12 protein-coding genes and 1 pseudogene are annotated in these 19266 nt (G+C 51.4%); 4 read left to right on the forward strand and 9 right to left on the reverse strand.

The genetic code is table 11. The features are described from left to right. The 4 genes and pseudogenes from ABO04_RS10130 to ABO04_RS10145 form a co-directional block, all read left to right on the forward strand. Positions 1-3138, forward strand: a complete 3138-nt coding sequence (locus ABO04_RS10130; protein ID WP_160810553.1) for an efflux RND transporter permease subunit — start codon at positions 1-3, stop codon at positions 3136-3138. Then, a complete protein-coding gene (locus ABO04_RS10135) occupies positions 3135-6314 on the forward strand; it encodes an efflux RND transporter permease subunit (protein WP_160810554.1) in 3180 nt (1059 codons plus the stop codon). Before ABO04_RS10130 ends, ABO04_RS10135 begins: the two co-directional genes overlap by 4 nt. Before the next feature lie 14 nt (positions 6315-6328). Continuing rightward, positions 6329-7795 (forward strand): efflux transporter outer membrane subunit, encoded by a 1467-nt coding sequence (locus ABO04_RS10140; protein WP_160810555.1) that lies wholly within the window; start codon positions 6329-6331, stop codon positions 7793-7795. Between the two features lie 113 nt (positions 7796-7908). Then, positions 7909-8316 (forward strand): annotated as a pseudogene (locus ABO04_RS10145) (transposase); the annotation flags it as partial. Between the two features lie 67 nt (positions 8317-8383). Here ABO04_RS10145 and ABO04_RS10150 read toward each other — a convergent pair. The 9 genes from ABO04_RS10150 to ABO04_RS10185 form a co-directional block, all read right to left on the reverse strand. After that, a complete protein-coding gene (locus ABO04_RS10150) occupies positions 8384-9562 on the reverse strand; it encodes an alginate export family protein (protein ID WP_160810556.1) in 1179 nt (392 codons plus the stop codon). A gap of 436 nt (positions 9563-9998) precedes the next feature. Beyond that, on the reverse strand, positions 9999-10229 hold the full coding sequence (locus ABO04_RS10155; RefSeq protein ID WP_160810557.1) for a hypothetical protein: 231 nt from the start codon (positions 10227-10229) through the stop codon (positions 9999-10001). An 80-nt stretch (positions 10230-10309) separates the two neighbouring features. Beyond that, positions 10310-10576 carry a hypothetical protein gene (locus tag ABO04_RS10160; RefSeq protein ID WP_160810558.1) on the reverse strand — a complete coding sequence of 89 codons (267 nt, stop codon included), beginning with the start codon at positions 10574-10576 and terminating at the stop codon, positions 10310-10312. A 40-nt stretch (positions 10577-10616) separates the two neighbouring features. Further along, positions 10617-10847: a hypothetical protein gene (locus ABO04_RS12330; protein ID WP_345853398.1), complete on the reverse strand. Its 231-nt coding sequence runs from the start codon at positions 10845-10847 to the stop codon at positions 10617-10619. 93 nt (positions 10848-10940) lie between these two features. Then, positions 10941-11159 carry a pirin family protein gene (locus ABO04_RS12335; protein WP_345853517.1) on the reverse strand — a complete coding sequence of 73 codons (219 nt, stop codon included), beginning with the start codon at positions 11157-11159 and terminating at the stop codon, positions 10941-10943. 669 nt (positions 11160-11828) lie between these two features. After that, entirely contained in the window at positions 11829-13205 is a 1377-nt protein-coding gene (locus ABO04_RS10170) for a porin (RefSeq protein WP_160810559.1), read from the reverse strand. A gap of 606 nt (positions 13206-13811) precedes the next feature. Next, positions 13812-15416, reverse strand: coding sequence for a peptide chain release factor 3 (locus tag ABO04_RS10175; protein WP_160810560.1), 1605 nt, complete (start codon positions 15414-15416; stop codon positions 13812-13814). Next, entirely contained in the window at positions 15413-17470 is a 2058-nt protein-coding gene (locus ABO04_RS10180) for an ABC transporter ATP-binding protein (RefSeq protein ID WP_160810561.1), read from the reverse strand. Before ABO04_RS10180 ends, ABO04_RS10175 begins: the two co-directional genes overlap by 4 nt. Beyond that, positions 17467-18957 carry an ABC transporter permease gene (locus ABO04_RS10185; protein ID WP_160810562.1) on the reverse strand — a complete coding sequence of 497 codons (1491 nt, stop codon included), beginning with the start codon at positions 18955-18957 and terminating at the stop codon, positions 17467-17469. Before ABO04_RS10185 ends, ABO04_RS10180 begins: the two co-directional genes overlap by 4 nt. Positions 18958-19266 lie beyond the last annotated feature (309 nt).

Here is a 19266-nt window from a genome sequence, read left to right on the forward strand (position 1 = left end):
ATGAATAGTGATACAGAAAAAGCAATGGCCTCACTTCCCGGTGGGCCGTCACGTCTTTTTATCTTTCGTCCGGTTGCGACCAGTCTGCTGATGATCACGCTGCTGTTGGGCGGCCTCATCGCTTACCGTTTTCTTCCCTTGTCTTCCCTGCCGGAAGTCGATTTTCCGACCATCCAGGTCACCACCCTTTATCCGGGGGCCAGCCCGGATGTGATGGCGCTAACTGTTACCTCCCCGCTGGAAAGGCAGTTCGGACAAATGCCCGGCCTCGTGCGTATGACTTCCACATCTTCTTCCGGTGTATCGGTCATTACCCTGCAATTTCGTCTCGATCTTGCGCTCGACATTGCCGAACAGGAAGTTCAGGCAGCGATCAATGTAGCGAGTACGCTGCTTCCGAACGCACTCCCTACGCCACCTGTTTATGCCAAAGTCAATCCTGCAGACGCACCAATCCTGAGCCTGGGCATCACCTCGGATACCCGGCCCCCGGGCGAAGTGCAGGGCATCATCGAGCGACAATTTTCCAACAAGATCTCGCAAATATCCGGCGTGGGTCTGGTTTCCATGATGTCCGGACAAAGACCGGCCATACGTATCCAGGTCAATATCGCCGCGCTGGCCGCACGTGGTTTATCACTTGAGCGCTTGCGGACTGTGATTAATAACGCCAATGTGAATGCCGCCAAAGGCAACATCAATGGCGACAGCAAAAACTGGACAATTGATGTCAACGACCAGCTGATAAATGCTGACAGCTATCGCAACCTCGTCATCGGTTTTGCCAGTGGCGCGCCGATCCGGTTAAGTGATGTCGCTAATGTCATCGAGGCAACCGAGAATGTTCGCCTGGCAGCCTGGATGAATGACACTCCGGCCGTCATTCTCGATGTACAACGGCAACCTGGCGCCAATGTCATCAGCACGGTGGATATGATCAAGACCGTCGTGCGTGATCTCGAAGCGCAATTGCCTGCTGATGTTCATGTCACATTGCTGACTGATCGCACTGCTGGTATCCGTGCCTCAGTGAAAGATGTGCAATTTGAACTGATTCTCGCTGTTTTTCTGGTTACGCTCGTTATTTTCCTGTTTCTGGGATCTGTGCGTGCAACGGTTATTGCCAGTGTCTCCGTACCCCTTTCCCTGATTGGTGCCTTTACCACCATGTATTTTCTCAATTTCTCCGTTAATAATCTGACGCTGATGGCGCTTACGATTGCTTCCGGTTTCGTAGTGGATGATGCCATCGTTGTGCTGGAGAATATCGCCCGTCATATCGAAAACGGGATGCGCCCCTTTGAGGCTGCGCTAAAAGGTGCCGGCGAAATCGGCTTTACTATCATTTCGCTGACCATCAGCCTGGTAGCCGTGTTGATTCCGTTGCTTTTCATGGAAGATGTGGTCGGTCGTCTGTTTCGAGAATTTGCCATCACACTGGCAGTCACCATCCTGCTGTCAGCAGTAATTGCACTGACACTGGTACCGATGCTGTCTGCCCGTTGGCTGCGGTCACATGAGGAAGAACGCGGACACTACATTGTAGAGTTGACGCACCGGTGGTTCGAGTGGTTATCCAAGCATTACGCCACAGCACTCGATTGGGTCATGGCACACCGCACGCTGACATTGCTGGTGTTTGCCGCAACGCTGGTAATCACCATCCTGCTCTATGTATTGATCCCCAAAAATCTGTTTCCGGAACAGGATACAGGACAAATCGCCGTCACCACTTCCGTCAGACAGGATATCGGTTTTCAGCGCATGGCGGAACTGCAACAACAGGTGGCCCGCGCATTATTAACCGAACCAGCCGTCGCCAGCCTCAGCTCCTCGATTGGTGTGGATGGACAAAACCCCGCGCTTTCCCAGGGACGCATGCTCGTCAATCTCAGGCCCCATGGGGAACGCGCCAGCCTGGCATCGGTATTGCTTAATCTTGAACGGGCAACCGCCAATATTGCGGGTGTGCAAGTCCATTTCCGCCCCGTACAGGATCTGACCATTGATACCTCAACTGGGATCAATACCTATCGATTTTCCCTGCAGGGCGCGAATGAAAATCAGGTTACACAGTGGGGAGAAAAGCTGGTGACAGTGCTTCACAAAGATCCACACGTACGTAATATCACTTCCAGCCTGTTTTCAGGCGGTCGTTCCGTCACGGTTGATATCAATCGCGATACCGCCAGCCGTCTGGGTCTCAGCGTGCTTGCCATCGATAACGCACTGTATGATGCGTTTGGACAGCGCATTATTTCCACCATCTATACTCAGTCGAGTCAGAATCGCGTCATCCTGGAAGCAATGCCCGGATTCATTACCGATCCGCAATCACTGGGGATACTGCAGATTCCACTACCTGACGGAACCAATATCCCCTTGTCTACGCTCGCAACGATTCGCACCGGTGCGGTGCCCCTGGTTATCTCACGGGAAGATCAATTCCCGGCAGCAATCATTGGTTTTGATCCGGCGCCGGGTGTCTCACTGGAAAGCGCAGTGGAAGCGATCGAACGGGCAGAACAGACAATTGGCATTCCTGTCGCTCTGACGACCCGCTTCTCCGGCGCGGCCAGCGCGTTTAAATCCTCTCTCGGTAATACATTGTGGCTGATTCTGGCGGCCATTGGCGTTGTCTATATCGTGCTGGGGGTTCTTTACGAAAGTTTTATTCATCCGATCACCATCCTGTCCACCCTGCCACCGGCAGGAATCGGTGCGTTGCTGGGTTTGTGGTTAACGGGGTCGGGGCTGGGTGTCATTGGTATCATTGGTATCGTATTACTGATCGGGATTGTGAAAAAAAACGCAATCATGATGATCGATTTTGCGCTTGATGCCATGCGCTATGAACAGGCCGACAGTCATCATGCTATCCGCCAGGCTGCATTGTTGCGTTTTCGCCCGATTATGATGACCACCTTTGCTGCTTTGTTTGCTGCACTGCCGCTGATCTTCGGCGGTGGTACCGGACATGAGTTACGCCAGCCGCTGGGTATTGCCATTGGGGGTGGCCTGCTGTTGAGTCAAATACTGACTTTATTTACGACTCCGGTTATTTTTCTCGTGCTGGAAAACTGGAAAGAACGCAGACAACAGCCGAATCGCGTCCCCATTCGGGATGACGTCTCGTGAATATTTCCGCACCCTTTATTCGCCGTCCGGTAGGTACCTTTCTGCTTACGCTCGGTTTGATACTGGCCGGAATCAGTGCATTTTTCAAGCTGCCGGTAGCAGCGTTACCACAGGTTGATTTTCCAACAATTATGGTAGAGGCAAATCTTCCTGGTGCCAGCCCATCTACCATGGCATCGAGTGTGGCCTCTCCCCTGGAACGTCGTCTTGGTCTTATCGCCGGGATAAGCGAAATGACTTCCAGTTCCACTACCGGTTCGACTCAAATCACATTGCAGTTCGATCTGTCTCGCGATATTGACGGCGCGGCACGCGACGTTCAGGCAGCAATTAATGCTTCGCGCGCTGATCTGCCCGCCACACTTAAAACCAATCCCAGTTACCGTAAATTCAACCCGGCTGAATCACCAATTCTGATTCTTGTTCTCAGCTCCCCAACGCGTAACCCATCCGAAATCTATGATCAGGTTTCAACCGTCGTTCAGCAAAGATTGCTGCAGGTACAGGGCGTGGGGAATGTCGAACTGGGTGGCGCTGCCTTACCTGCGGTACGGGTGGAAGTCAATCCGCTGGCGCTTTCCCGTTATGGTATTACGCTGGAAGATATTCGTACCGCCCTTCAGTCAGAAAGCGCCAATCGTCCGCGTGGTACGGTAGATTCCGGTAATCAGAGCTGGCAGATTTATTTGAATCAACCCGGACTGCAGGCTGCTGACTATCGCGACATCGTTATCGCCTGGCGCAATGGCGCCGCGGTACGGCTGTCTGATGTAGCCGAGGTTGTCGATGGCCCGGAAGATATCTACACCATGGGTTTGTATAACGGCAGCAAGGCAATACCCGTTCTGATCAGACGTCAACCCGGGGCCAATATTGTTCAGGTGGTGGATGCACTCAAAGCTCAAATTCCCGCCCTGCGCGCCACCATGCCTCCCGATATCCATCTGGATATCGTCTCGGATCGTACTCTTACCATTCGCTCATCGCTGCATGAGGTGGAAATCACATTACTGATCGCCACGCTCCTTGTAATACTGGTAGTCAGTCTGTTCCTCAGAAGCTGGCGCGCTACGCTGATTCCGGCAGCCGCTGTGATCACTTCATTGCTGGGCACCTTCGCGGTGATGTACCTTGCCGGTTACTCTCTTGATAATCTGTCATTAATGGCACTCACGGTTGCTACCGGCTTTGTTGTGGATGATGCGATCGTGGTAGTAGAGAACATCAGTCGTCACATCGAAAAGGGCGTAGCACCCTTCCAGGCCGCACTGGCAGGTGCACGTGAAGTCGGCTTCACCGTCCTTTCCATTTCACTCAGCCTGATTGCTGTATTTGTCCCACTCATTTTTATGGGGGGGCTGGTGGGACGGTTATTCAGGGAATTCTCGCTCACCATGACTGTGGCAGTCGTCATCAGTCTGATCGTTTCACTCACCATCACACCCGTGCTGGCTGCACGCTGCCTTGGCAAAGAAACAGATCAGGGAAAAATTATGCGCCTGGCACAACGCAGCTTCGACTGGATGCAAGCCTGGTATGAGGGTGTGCTCGACTGGGCGCTCGCACACCGCAAAACAGTACTGATGCTGTTAGCAGGTGCAGTAGTACTCAACATTTATCTCATTATGATTGCGCCCAAGGGATTTTTTCCAGGACAGGACACGGGCGGTATTATGGGGGGCATACGGGTTGATCAAAGTATCTCTTTCGATAAACTTCAAGACAAACTGACCCAGGTTGCCAATACTGTCAAAGATGATCCAGCGGTGGCAGCTGTCATTGCCGTCTCGGGGGGACGGCGCCCGGGTAGCGGTTTTCTTTATGTAACACTCAAACCCAGATTGCAGCGCCCGCCAGCTTCGGTCGTTATCGCCCGTCTTCGTCCCAAACTGAGCCAGGTTGAAGGTATGAGTGTTTTCCTCAATCCAACCCAGGATCTCCGGGTTGGAGGACGTCAGACTACCAGCACCTATCAGTATGTCTTGAAGGCGGATGATACCGAGACACTGAGAACTGTCGGACAGCAACTGGTGGATGCACTGAAACAGCATCGCGATACGCTGGTCGATGTCGATATTGACCAACTGGATGCAGGTTCTAGTGTTTTTGTAGAAGTAAATCGCGATACCGCTGCTCGTCTGGGAGTTTCAATGCAGTCTATTGATGGGGCTTTGTATAATGCTTTTGGGCAACGCCAGGTCGCCCGCATCTATTCAGGTCTTAACCAGTATTATATCGTCATGGAAGTTCCAAGCCCGTTCCGCAATTCACCGGATGCACTCGACAATATTTACCTGCCAGTGACAACAACCAGTGAAGAAGCCCCTTCCGCCAGCACAGGTGGCACGGCCAGTGGTGGCTCGGCTACTGCCCTTGGCAGTGCAGTCAGTACAACAGCCAAAACAATGGTTCCACTTTCTGCTTTTGCCCGCTGGTCAACCGGTTCGGCCAGTACATCCATCAACCATTCTGATGGCGAACCCTCAGCCACGCTTTCTTTCAATCTTCCTCCCGGAAAATCACTCGGAGCAGCAGCCAGTAAAATCGAAGAAGTCCAGGCCAGCCTGGCTCTGCCCACCACTGTCCATGGAGGATTCAGCGGAACCGCCAGAGTTTTTGAGGAAACAACGGCCAGTATGCCGCTTCTGATTCTGGCTGCACTGGTTACTATTTATGTCGTGCTGGGCATACTGTATGAAAGCCTGATCCATCCGCTCACTACACTTTCCACGCTCCCCTCAGCCGGGGTCGGTGCCATGATTGCACTAATGGTAACTGGCGGGCAGTTTGACATCATCGCCCTCATCGGGATTATTTTGCTGATAGGAATTGTAAAAAAGAACGCAATCCTGATTATCGACTTTGCGCTGGAGGCAGAACGCAGCGGGTTAAGTCCGCTTGCTGCTGTGCGAGAAGCTTCTTTGCTGCGATTCCGCCCGATTCTGATGACTACACTGGCAGCGGCGTTGGGTGCGTTGCCACTTGCTCTTGGTTTTGGCGATGGTTCAGAACTGCGCCGACCACTGGGTATCGCTATTTTTGGCGGGCTGGTTGCCAGCCAGATTCTGACATTGCTGACTACACCTGTCGTCTATCTGACACTTGATCGCTTCCGTCGACGCGGAGCCTACGAACGACATCTCACCCGACACAATGATACGTCCGTACCTTTTTAAATAATGAGTACTGCATGAAACCCGTTCTGCTGCTATTTGTTCTGTTTCTAGCCGGCTGTAACCTGGCTCCGAAATATCACTCACCTGCCATTACCCTGCCGGTGAACTATAAGGAAGCACCCGGCTGGGCAGCGGCAGAACCATCCGATGCAGTCGCGCGTGGAGAATGGTGGCGACTGTTCAATGATCCCGTTCTCAATGAGCTGGAATCCAAAGTAATTGTCACGAATCAGAATGTTGCCTCTTATCGTGCCGCCTATCAGGCAGCGCGTGCTCTCGTTATTACACAACGGGCTACACTTTTTCCTCTGATCAGTCTGACCGGCAGCCGATCCCGCTCGACTCCTTTTGTCGGCTCCTCATCCGGCAGTGGTGGTTTCGTTTCAGGCGCGGGTGGTGCGCTCTCTGCTTCATCCAATTACATGTTTGGCATTGGCGCAAGCTGGGAACCGGATCTCTGGGGAAAACTGAGCAATGCCGTATCGCAGGCAGAAGCAGGTGAAGCCGCCAGTGAAGGGGATTTGATCAATGCCGCTCTGTCTGCGCAGGGGGAACTGGCTGCCAATTATATTCAGCTGCGCGGAATTGATGCCCAGCGCACACTGCTTGATCAGATTATTCAGGATTATCGACGTGCGCTCAGCATTGCTTCCAATAAGTATGAAGTCGGCGTAGTCGCACGTTCAGATGTTTTTCAAGCACAAACCTCACTGAGTAACGCACTTGCCTTGCGACAGGATCTTGATCGCCAGCGCGCAGTACTGGAGCATGCGATTGCTGTATTAACTGGAGAAAATCCCTCAACCTTCACTTTAACGCCTGAAGCCTGGCAACCCGTTGTACCGGATGTACCAGCAACACTACCGGCAACACTTCTGCAACGTCGTCCCGACATTGCTGCTGCCGAGCGCCGGGTAGCTGCTGCCAATGCCAATATAGGTATTCAACGTGCAGCTTATTTCCCACAAGTTACGCTCACGGCAGGCGTCAGAACAACCACCAGCGTAATGGATCAGCTTTTCAAGGCTTCCACCGGCCTGTGGTCTTTTGGTTTAAGTGGGGTTGAAACCTTACTGGATTTTGGTGCGCGTCGGGGACAAGTCCTTCAGGCAAAAGCACTGTTTGATCAAACCGTTGCTCTTTACCGACAGACCGTCCTCAGTGCTTTCCAACAGGTTGAGGATAATCTGGCTGCAACACGCGTGCTCGCTGATGTCACACACAGCCAGAAGGAAGCAGCGGATGCGGCTGCCCATGCCAAGACCATCATCAACAACCAGTACCTGAGCGGAATGGTTGATTATTCTCAGGTAATTATTGCACAGACCACAGCATTAAACGCCCAGCAAGCGCAAATCCAGGCAGTAATCAATCAACAGGCAGCAGCCGTCGCGTTGATCCAAGCCATAGGGGGACACTGGTTACCTGTGCTGGATATTGATAAGAAATCGCCACATAACGATGTAAGTAACCTGTTTTAGCAGTTAGTACTGGATTGGAGAAATCCTGTTACTAGATCGGCGTGGCCAGCGGTGGAATTCACTAGCCACCGTGGAACGAGATCGACAGAACCTGATACGCGAGCGTTTCTGGCTCGCGGTGAATCGCCGGCCATCTGTTTTTTGCAGACCGTGCCAGACGCGGAAAAACCTCGATGGGCTGTCTACGGATTCAAGCTCCACGCTATTATCAACTCCAAAGGTGCTGATCCGTCTGCGGCTCACTGCGAGCAATGTCGACGTCCGTAGTCCATACCTGACCTCTGCCAGGGGTTGTTCGGCCAGTTGGTTGCCGCTAAGGGCTACATTTCTCACCGGCTTACTGAGACACTGGCCCGGCAAGACATTCAACGCATCACTCCTCTCAAGAAAAACATGAAGCCTGTGCCTCGTACTGAGTTCGAGAAAGCCATTCTGCGCCGCTGTTCCCTGTCGAAGCAGTCTTCGAAATCTCTGCCAGATCGAGCATACGCTCCTTCTCCAATTTCCTCGTCAATCTTCTTGATTCAATCAAATCTTTATACAGTTACTGTCGGCATAATCGGGGCAGATCACTTGCTCTATCAGCGTTTACCAGCGAAACGCCAGACTGGTCATGAGAAAGCTCACATCGGTGCCGCCCGCCTGGGTCAGGGCGCTGCCCACCCGAAAATGGACCGCGGCAGCGCGGACTTCCCATTGCGGGTTGAGACGGTAACTTCCTTCCAGTTTGATCTGATCCCCGATATACCTGCCGGTTCCGATTGTTTCAGGTATCACTGGGGGTGAGGAAGTGTATACCGCATCTTCTTTCTGGTGTTTCCACAGAAAATTCCAACTCAGAACAAATGTTAGCCCGCGGACGGGCCTGAGCGTCAAGGTCGGTTGCAGGTCCATGATATTGGCTGGCGAGAGCAGTGACGCTTCACTGAAGTAGGTGGTATTGGGATAGAGCAGATTAAAAGTACGAAGCTTGCCGTCTGCGGGATTTCCGTCACCGCTGGCGATATTCGCTTTCAGGCCGAGCCTGGGCGACCAGGGAACGCCATCGAACGTAAAACCGGTGTCAGACGCGATCGTCCAGGCAAAGATGGACCGATCGCCAATATGGCCGGTCTGAAGTACAGCTTCGGCATTCCAGTCCCAGCCCTTTATGGAACCAAAAAGCCGCGTACCGAACGAATGCCGGGATTCCCGTCCTTCAGCTGCTGCAAAAATGGCCTCATCCCTTTTATAGCCAAACCAGTAAAGATCAGCCTTGAAGGGAGCCAACCGTGCAGGGGCCAGAGTGGCATACACACCTAATAGGCTCTCGGATTTATCCCAGGTGTCGTCAAAGGCACCAGATTTATTGAGAACCGGGCGAAAGGCGAATACGTCTACCCGAGTCGATTCCTGTTTCCAGATGGCGCGTACACCGTCGAAGGCGCGACGAATATTGGGACTATCCCGTGCCGCGATCAGACGGGAAGTACCCAGCGTCATTTCCTGCCGGCCGGCGCGAAGGGAAAGCTTCTCGCCATTCCATGCGAGGAAACCTTGTTGCAAGTCAGGGAGACTCTGATCCGTGCTGACGGGTCCCCCGGATCGACTGATTTCGTCGTACGCCCCAAATTGCACGAACATCTGGATGTGTTTCCCGACCCGCACGTCACCATGCGCAAGACCCCGGAACAGGGTATAACCATCATTGCCGCTCCCGATCCCGAAATTGTCTGGCCAGTAGCCCTGCGCGCGTACTCGCGCGTCACCACCAAAGGTCAAGGTCACGGCCTCGCTGAGGCGCCAGCACTTGGGGCCGACTTCGTTACAGATTCACCCCCAGTCTTCCTCGAATCGCAAGGATTTATAATCGGCCGCAGGCATCATAGCTGCCAGCAACGCAATGGCCAGGCTCGTGCGTACGCACTTTGCCATTCTAAACATGGCAATGCATTTCAGGATGAACGGCGCCACCAGCTTGTCAAGCAAAGGAAAGACGGCAGGTACTCATATTGCCCAGCAAGAGCACCTAGCCCCCTCGAAAACCGCTTTGCTCATCGACATTCACAGCGTCCTGAGATACCCATCCATGCGCATGGTCTGAATGCGAATTCCAGTGAGCCAAGTTTTATCAGAGCATCAGCCAGTTTGCTGGTTGAATGATCCCAGCGAAGGCTTCCAGTCACAACAGCAATCTGATATTGGCTCATTTCGACTCTCTCTCCTACTCCGCAGCACATCGCTGATCATCTAACATCCCCAGACTGCTTTTCAGTTCATTGGCCAGACCGTTCGTCCATCTCGTTTCCTCCAGTAGAGTACCATCACTCTTGAGCATGGCCTCAAAAGACACCGCGGGGGACCATGCCGGGCTGACAGAGAGCAGGGCAGCAGGTGCATACTGCGTAAACTCTTGAGACACATGGACAATATTGCCGCCGGTGGCTGTAAGCACCGATTCCAGCAACAAGATCTCCTCTTCCTGAGAGAATCACGCGCTGCCAATAGTGAAAAGGCTCAGTACCTCATCTCGACTCAGCTTGTTGTCCCTGGCAAAAACTTGCGTGCTGCACCGGGCAACTCTTCCATGATCGGTCCATTAGGGCCATCGGGTTCCGACGCAGTGTAGATAATTGGGATTATGGCCTGCTCGGCAATCTTGGCAAGTGCCACCGTATTCGCTCGCAATACACTTACAGGGACGTCATTGACGATCTGAAAGAGTCCTGTCTGATGATCAAGCAGCAAAACAACAGCGTCGCTCGGGTCGAACAACACCTTATTCAACTCTTGTAATTTCATATATAGAACGATTGAGAAGATTAAGTTGGATGTTTTCCGTTTACATCTTTACAAGGTCGAACACCAACACTTCAGCTTTATGCCCATTTGTCAGACGCAATTCTGTTTCATCTTCCAATAACGCACCATCACCTTCTTTCAGGTCGTGCCCATTGACAGTTAGTTTGCCGCGAGCCAGATGCACATAGATCAGGCGACCTGTATTCAATTTCCGGGTCGTCGTTTCGGCATTATCAAACAAGCCGGCGAAGATGGCAGCGTCCGCATTCATACTAACGGAACCGTTTTCACCAGTGTGCGAAGCGATCAAAACCAGCTTGCCACGGCGTTGTTCCTGATCGAAGTGCTTCTGCTCGTAGCCAGGTCAAATACCTATGAACTTTGGCTTGATCCAGATTTGAAGAAAGCGCGTGCTGCGATCTTTCAGGTTGTTAAACTCACTATGCATGACGCCAGTACCCGCACTCATGCGCTGCACATCGCCGGGGCGGATAACGCCGCTGTTTATAGCGCTTGCCTCCCCGTTGCCCATGCTGTCCTTGTGTGCCAGTTCTCTCTCCAGGACGTAGCTGATGATCTCCATGTCGCGATGGCCATGGGTACCAAAACCGCGGCCACCGGCCACCGTGTCGTCATTGATGACGAGCAGGTTGCCATGGCCCTGGTACTTGATTCGAAGTAGTCCCCGAAGGAAAAGCTATGGGCGCTTTGCAGCCAGCCGCCATGTGTTGACCGACCGCATTCCTCAGATTTGCGCAGAGTAATCATGCGGTGGATTACACTGATATATTGGTGTTACAGGAAGCTGCGGACTGTTCCGCACGAACCTGTTTACAGTCCTTGAATGCCACATTTTTCATTGCGTAGCTGTGGGGAAAGACTTCGTTGAACAATTGACCGTTTTCATCGTACATCATTTTGCCTGGTGCGAATAACTGCCTTGAATTGGGCGCAGGTTGCAGGACCATAATCGGCTGCTATAGGTTGGCTGGCGAAAAGGACCCTGGAAGCGGTAGCGGAAATTTGAGTGCGTGTCATGGATACCCTTTAAGTTACGGGTTACCCGGAAGCTCGATAATGGTCTGCGGTCAGAGAGACAAACAGGATTTTCAGGAGTATCTACACAGGCATGGTCTTGGTAGTCGATCTGCCGCGTAGGCAGCAGATCGCTTGATCACCAACGTTTTTTAGTGCGTCAGCAGCATGCTGGAAACAGAATATTGCTGATGTTACGTTCTACACTTGACGAGAATCAGAACATTACTTGGCTCCGGAACATAAAGGTGTTGAGGCCATCCGGTTTGCCGCCACTGGCTGTTACCAGCGGAGAATCCTTGATATCCAGTATCCTGTCATAATTGAACATGAAACGAATATTACTGTTAACGTACCAGTTAAGGGCAGCAGTAAAGTTTTTCATTTCACCCCCCTTGAAAGCACCGTCATTCATGTCTAGTCCGCCAACTCGCACCGCTAATTCCCAAGCGCCCCATCCGCCATTAGATAAGCTGAAGTTTTTTCTGGGTTCCACTTTGTAAAATTTTCCATCCTTGTATTTGCGCGATTCGCCGGTAAGCGTCCATGCGGCTTCTCCGTACCAACCGTTGAAGCTCAGTGAATCTACACCATTCTTGCGTCCGATCCAGCTGTGCGTATATTCGCCTCCAGCGCTGAACGGACCATAGACGCCGCTGGCCTCCAGGCCCAGCATCTTGACATCCTTAATATCGTGTACGGTGCGATTAATTGGGAAAAGATCGGTCATATGTGCGGTTTCATAGCTAAACTTCGTGCCGGTGACGCCTCCGAATGTCCCTTCATTGCCACTTGGCTCACGATAGTTTCCCGCCACACCCAGATGGATAATCCTCGTCTCTTCATTGATTGGTGCAAACGTCGCACGAGCACTGGTTCCCCAGCTTTCATCCAAACTGTGTTTGTTGGCGTCGATCGACTCGCCATACAGCCCAATCTGCGCAGTCCAGTTTTTTTCCTGCCGTGCCACATTCAATCCAATGGCACGATCCACGACGGGTGCGTTCAGCACGTTCATCAGAGACCTTTCCATAAACATGAGATCGTTGGAACTTTCCAGCAGCTCTCGGCTGAAAGCCTGTTTCTGGTGGCCCAGGGTGATATGTGCCAGACTCAGTCCCGTGTACGAAACAAACATATCTTTGACACCTACTTTATTATCGGCGAAATCAACTTGGGTTTTAAATTTCCAGTCCTTGAACATAGTCCCTGAAAATTCCATCCGCCCCCTGCGCAACTCTGTTCCGTCGTTAGCCTGAACGGGAGTCCCTTTTGAGTCAAAAAAGTCATCATCGCTGCTATGGGTATAATCCAAATGTATTCGACCACCAAGCTTGAACTTAAAATTCTTGTCTGCTGATTCAAATTGCAGCCCGTTTTTATCCAATGTGAATTGATTTTCTGCTTCCTTGACGGGTTCCTTCACGGGGTCAATTTTTTCATACGTCCCCAAGGGCATGCGCTCTGGCCCAGGCTCGGCAAAGATCTGCTTGGTTTTTTCATCCACATAAAGATCGATCGTAAAAGCAGCGCTGCTGTAGGCTGTTGAGACCAGTGCAATCGCCGCCGGTAATATAAGTTTTGCGAAGTTCAAGGCATGCTCCTTGTTGGGTTATGATCAAAAAGCAGCAGCATACTGAAATGAAATGACAGTTCCTTTACCTTTATGTGACTGTTTTGTGACAGCGTGAATAACATTCAATCAGCTGGGCGGAGCTGAACTGCATGGAGAGAAATGATTCATTTAAAAGACCTGGAAAAGTTCCCCGAAATTACGACAGAGAAGATGATCAGGAAAGAATTGTCAGAAGAAATCTGAATTACTACATCTAATTCTAATCGGCAGGAAAATCATGATGATTACAAGCAGCACAACGAAGGCCGTAACTATCCTACGATGCCAAGGAGTGTGACACAGCGAGCGCATGATTTTTTCGCAGCCCTTTGGAGACTGGTTTTGCAGATGAACTGCGGTGTTGAGTTCGTTGTGAAAGGCCAACCATTCACTGCTCGACTTGTCCTGCATTCCATCTGCAAAACACAGTATGTGGCCGTGTGGGATTTAATCAGAGGTTTCTTAAAGCCATCTCCGCATTAAAGGTTGGTTCAAAATGCACATTTATCCCGTATAAATGCTTTTTTACCAATCTCTGCCTTGAATTGACTACCTCAACAACGTTTTTTGAAAATTCCTTAGTCATCATGCTGTTTGAAACATCAGGCCGGCATGTTCCCGCATTTTATGGAAGCGGATGTCGGGCCAGTTTTCTTCAGCCACACTGATTTCGGCAGAAAAAGAAGCCAGAAAGGTGGGAGCATCCACCGCATCGTAGGCGATACGGTGCGCATTAGCGTCGATGAAACGCTGCAACTCCCGGGGTGTTTCCGCAGTGACCCATCGTGCCAATTGATATTTGGCCGGGGCAATACGCGCTTCGACACCGTATTCATGTTTAAGGCGATGGGTGACGACTTCAAACTGTAACGTACCCACTGCACCCAGCAGCAGCATGCTGCCAATGTGGGGGCGGAATACCTGGATAGCCCCTTCTTCTCCCAGCTGAGTCAATCCCAGTTTGAGCTGCTTGCTGCGTAATGGATCGGCGATTTCAACGGTCTGAAAAATCTCCGGTGCAAAAAAAGGCAACCCGGTAAATTGCAGTTGATCTCCTTCGGTCAGGGTATCGGCTAACTGCAGCGTTCCATGGTTGGGGATGCCGATGATATCGCCCGCATAGGCAGTTTCCAGTAACTCGCGCCGTTGTGAAAGAAAAGAAACGACCGTACTGGTGCGCACATCTTTTCCACTGCGCACCACCTTGAGATTCATGCCACGCCTGAATTCACCCGAACAGATCCGCACGAAGGCGATGCGATCCCGGTGAGCGGGATTCATGTTAGCCTGAATTTTGAAAACCACGCCGGAAAATTTCTTTTCGGTGGGTTGAATTTCGCGCTGAATGGCTTGGCGCGGTCCTGGTGAAGGTGCCAGTTCAACCAGCGTATCGAGCACTTCCTGTACGCCAAAATTATTAATGGCGGAACCGAAAAATACCGGTGTCTGTTGTCCGGCGAGAAATACTGCCTGATCAAATTCCGGTGCAGCACCATTGATCAGGTCAATTTCCTGTTGCGCTTGTTCCAGATTTGTTCCGAAGCGTTTTATAACCGTTGGATCGCTCAGGTCAGTGATGATGGTCGTATCTGTCTGTTCGGCATGATCCATGCCAGGCTGAAAAACACGCATCAATTTATGGCGCAGATCATATACACCGTGAAAGCGTTTGCCCGAACCCACCGGCCAGGTGAACGGGGTCACATCCATGCCGAGTGTACGCTCGATTTCATCGATCAGATCGAGTGGCTCGCGTACCTCACGATCCAGTTTGTTAACGAAAGTAATGATCGGCGTATTACGGGCGCGGCATACCTGCAGCAGACGCAAGGTTTGTGATTCCACACCGTTAGCCGCATCAATGACCATGAGTGCAGCATCGACAGCAGTCAGCACCCGATAAGTGTCTTCGGAAAAATCCTGGTGACCAGGGGTATCCAGCAGATTGATCACGCAATCGCGGTACTCCATCTGCATGACAGAGCTGGCAACGGAAATACCGCGCTGTTTTTCGATTTCCATCCAGTCAGAAGTAGCATGGCGGCTGGCTTTGCGTGCCTTGACGCTTCCTGCGATATGAATGGCACCGGCAAACAGCAGTAATTTTTCCGTGAGGGTAGTTTTACCGGCATCCGGGTGGGAAATAATAGCAAACGTCCGACGACGCTTCACTTCATGGTCGATCGTCATTGAAGATCCTGTGGCTCCTGAGAAACTGGGTGATAGAGATGGCAATGTGTGGTGTGGGTTGCGCTGAAGCGGCTGACCGGCGGATAAACTTCCCGGCAGATCGGCATGACATGCGGACAGCGTGGATGAAAGTAGCAGCCCCGCGGTACATTGGCTGGTGAAGGCGGTTCCCCCTGTAAACGTATGACTTCACGCCGGGTACCCGGTTCATACATGGGCACAGCGGATAGTAATGCCTGAGTATAGGGATGTTTCGGATTATCCAGCACTTCTTCAGTGCGCCCATTTTCCACGATTCTGCCCAGATACATAATGGCGACGTCATCCGCGAGATAATCCACGACAGCGATGTTATGCGTGATCAGCAGATAGGCAAGCTTGCGCTCCTGTTGCAGTGTTTTCAGCAAATTGAGTATCTGTGCCTGTACGGAAACATCCAGCGCGCTGGTTGGTTCATCACAAATCAGTAATTGCGGGTTGACTGCCAGCGCACGTGCGATGGCAATCCGTTGACGTTGACCACCAGAAAATTCATGCGGATAGCGCCATTTGGCTTCCGTTGGCAACCCTACCTGCCTCAGCAGGGTATCGACATCATGCTGATTGTTTTCACTGGTGGTGATTTTATCCGGATTCCGGCCGAGTGCCTGCATGCCTTCTTTGATTATATCGACGATGCGCATGCGCGGATTAAGCGACGAATAAGGGTCCTGAAAAATAATCTGGAATTCAGCGCGTTTTTTCAGTAGCTGCTTACGGTTCAGTTTGGACAACACTTCATCCCGCACGCGGATACTGCCTGATGTTACCGGAATGAGTTGCATGATGCCTTTCCCTGCCGTGGTTTTACCGCAACCGGATTCTCCTACCAGTGCCAGCGTTCTGCCGCTGCCAATTTGTAGTGATATGCCATCGACTGCTTTGACATGTCCTGCTATCCGCTTGAACACCCCCTTGTATACCGGGAAGTGTATTTTCAGATGCTTCACCTGCAGCAGAGGGGTATCTGTATTTCGCTCAGCAATTTGAGCACTGACTGAAAGATTATCGGCTGTTACGTACGTGCGACTGAACAATGATTCTATGGAATGCTCTGGATAAAGATGGCATCGGACATGATGCTGTGGCGAAATTTCCACCCAGGGTGGAATGATCTGATGGCATTTTTCCCATGCATAATCACAGCGATCGGCAAAACGACAACCGGTAAAAACATGTGAAAGCGCTGGCACACTTCCCTGAATGACAACCAGCTCCTGATTGCGTTTTCTCCTGGTTGGCAGCGCAGCAAACAGTTTGTGAGCGTAAGGATGTGCCGGTGATTGAAAGAAACGTTCCCGATCCGTAGTTTCAATGATTTCTCCAGCATACATTACAGCGATACGCTGTGCCATTTCTGCCACTACACCCAGATCATGCGTGATCAGAAGAATGGCCATGTTTTCCTGCTGTTGCAGATTGCGCATGAGATCCAGTACCTGCGCCTGGATAGTAACATCCAGTGCAGTTGTCGGTTCATCCGCAATCAGCAGCTCTGGCTTGCTTGCCAGTGCCATCGCAATCATGACGCGCTGTTTCATGCCGCCCGAGAACTGAAACGGATATTCCTTTATACGACGCGCCGGGTCTGGAATACCGACTTGACGCATGAGCTCCAGAATGCGTGCCTGGATCGCTGCGCCACGCAGACTGAAATGTTGTAACAGCACTTCTTCAATTTGTGCACCGGTGGTCATGACCGGATTCAGACTCAACATCGGTTCCTGGAAAATCATACCAATGCGGTTACCGCGCACCTTGCGCATGGTGGATTCCGGCAGAATCAGCAGTTCATCCCCATTCAGACGGATGCTGCCATGCGTGATTTCTCCGGCTTCCGGCAACAGGCGCATCACAGATAGCGCGGTCATGGATTTTCCGCAGCCTGATTCTCCCAGTAGTGCAAACGTTTCACCCGGATGAATGACAAGTGATAATCCGTCTACAGCGCGTATCGGTTGCCGATCGGTGCGCAGTTGTACCCTGAGCGCATTGATTTCAAGTAATGCGGTCATGTACGCGATGCGCTTCTGTCTGAGGGTGTTTTTTCCTCTGTTTGGTTCTGATTCTTGAGGAATCTGTCTGAATTACCGGTGAAGACTTGGCTATGTGGATTGAATGCGTTTTGTATCGCATCCGAAAAAAGATTCGCGCTCAGCACCAGCGCAAGCATGAAGGTAAAAGCCGCGAATAATATCCACCAGACCATGGGTTCGCGCGCCATTTCCAGCCTGGAAGCATTGATCATTGTTCCAAAACTGATGGTGGATGGATCCACACCTACACCGACATAGGAAAGAACCGCCTCGGCCAGCACCAGACTGCTGAAATCCATCACGGTGGTAATCAGTACAATGTGAATGACATTGGGCAGTATATGACGAGAGATGATGCGCCAATGAGATACACCAAAGGCGTGTGCTGCCTGGATGTATTCCATTTCACGCAGCTTCAATGTCTCGCCACGCAACAATCTGCATAGGCCTGTCCAGCTGGTAATGCCCAGAATGATACAAAGAAACAGCAGGCGCAAATCAGCGCGCGCAGCGGTTGTATCAAGCATATCGGCGTGGGTTTCGATATAGACCTGCAGCATCAGTACGGCAGCCGCAATCAGCAACACGCTGGGAATGGAGCTGAGTGTGGTGTAAACGTACTGGATAACATCATCGATCCAGCCGCGAAAGTACCCTGCGGCAATACCCAGCAGCAGGGCAAACGGCAGCATGATCAAGGTTGTCAGCGTTCCGATGACAAGCCCCGTCCGGATGCTTTTGAGGGATAAATACAATACATCCTGACCCACCTTATCTGTTCCCAGCACATGATAGTGCGTGGTGAGCGCCACAGTTGCGCCGCCAATGACCAGAATGATGGCCAGTGTCATCAGGATGGCACGCCAGGGAATTTCGGTTGTGGCGTGCCATATGGCGGTTTGCATACGGAAAAATGAGATGTGGTAATGTCTCGCCTGTATACGACCCAAGCTAAAAACCAACCCCACCCAGATCAACAATCCTGCACCTGCACCTGAAACAGATCGCCATAAAACATCACTGGTCAGCTCTGTTTCCGGATCGTTCAGGTGCGCACCCCCAAAGGTAAGTCGGGCAAAGTCCCATATCTGCTCTCCTTCGGCGGTGATCACCATTTGTTTGGCGTAAAGATAAGCGGACAAGGGAGCGGAGTAGGTTTTTTCCACCTGTGATCGCAATGGTGCGGCCAGCAGATCAAGCAGACTGAGAACTTCTGCGCTGTAGATATTTTTTTCGGTATGGGATTGTTCCAGAACCGGGCGAAAATGGATCGTATCGAGCAAACCGATCAGAGTGAAGCATAACAGAATGGTCAGTGCAGACATTCCACTGGCACTACGCACAACCTTACGCCAGGAAGCCAGCATATGTTCATGGCGTCTGGCATACATACCAAGCATGATACCTGCTGCCACCAGCAGGTAAATCAGCGCATCTGTCCAGAGTATGACGGGATAGAAAGACATTATGACAAGGATGAAATTCAGACTGCAATAATGCAGTATTGTAGCGTAGTGGTAGCAGACAGTAACATCGAAGAAAAATAGAATACGCTGTTCCTGATTTTTTCAGGGATCAGACCAGCAGCACTTCTACTGCGACGATAGATATAATCTGCCCTGCAAGGATGTTCCCGTCGTTTTTGTTGCAATGTACAAGGATAGTGTATTGTTACAAAAAATGACAAAAAAATATCCTGGTTTCACTAAAGTTCCGAAAAGGACAGTCGTTAAACGAGCGTACTATATGCGAATATTTATTTTAGAAGGAACTCC

Source organism: Nitrosomonas sp. HPC101 (genome assembly GCF_009833125.1).
Taxonomy (GTDB): Bacteria; Pseudomonadota; Gammaproteobacteria; order Burkholderiales; family Nitrosomonadaceae; genus Nitrosomonas.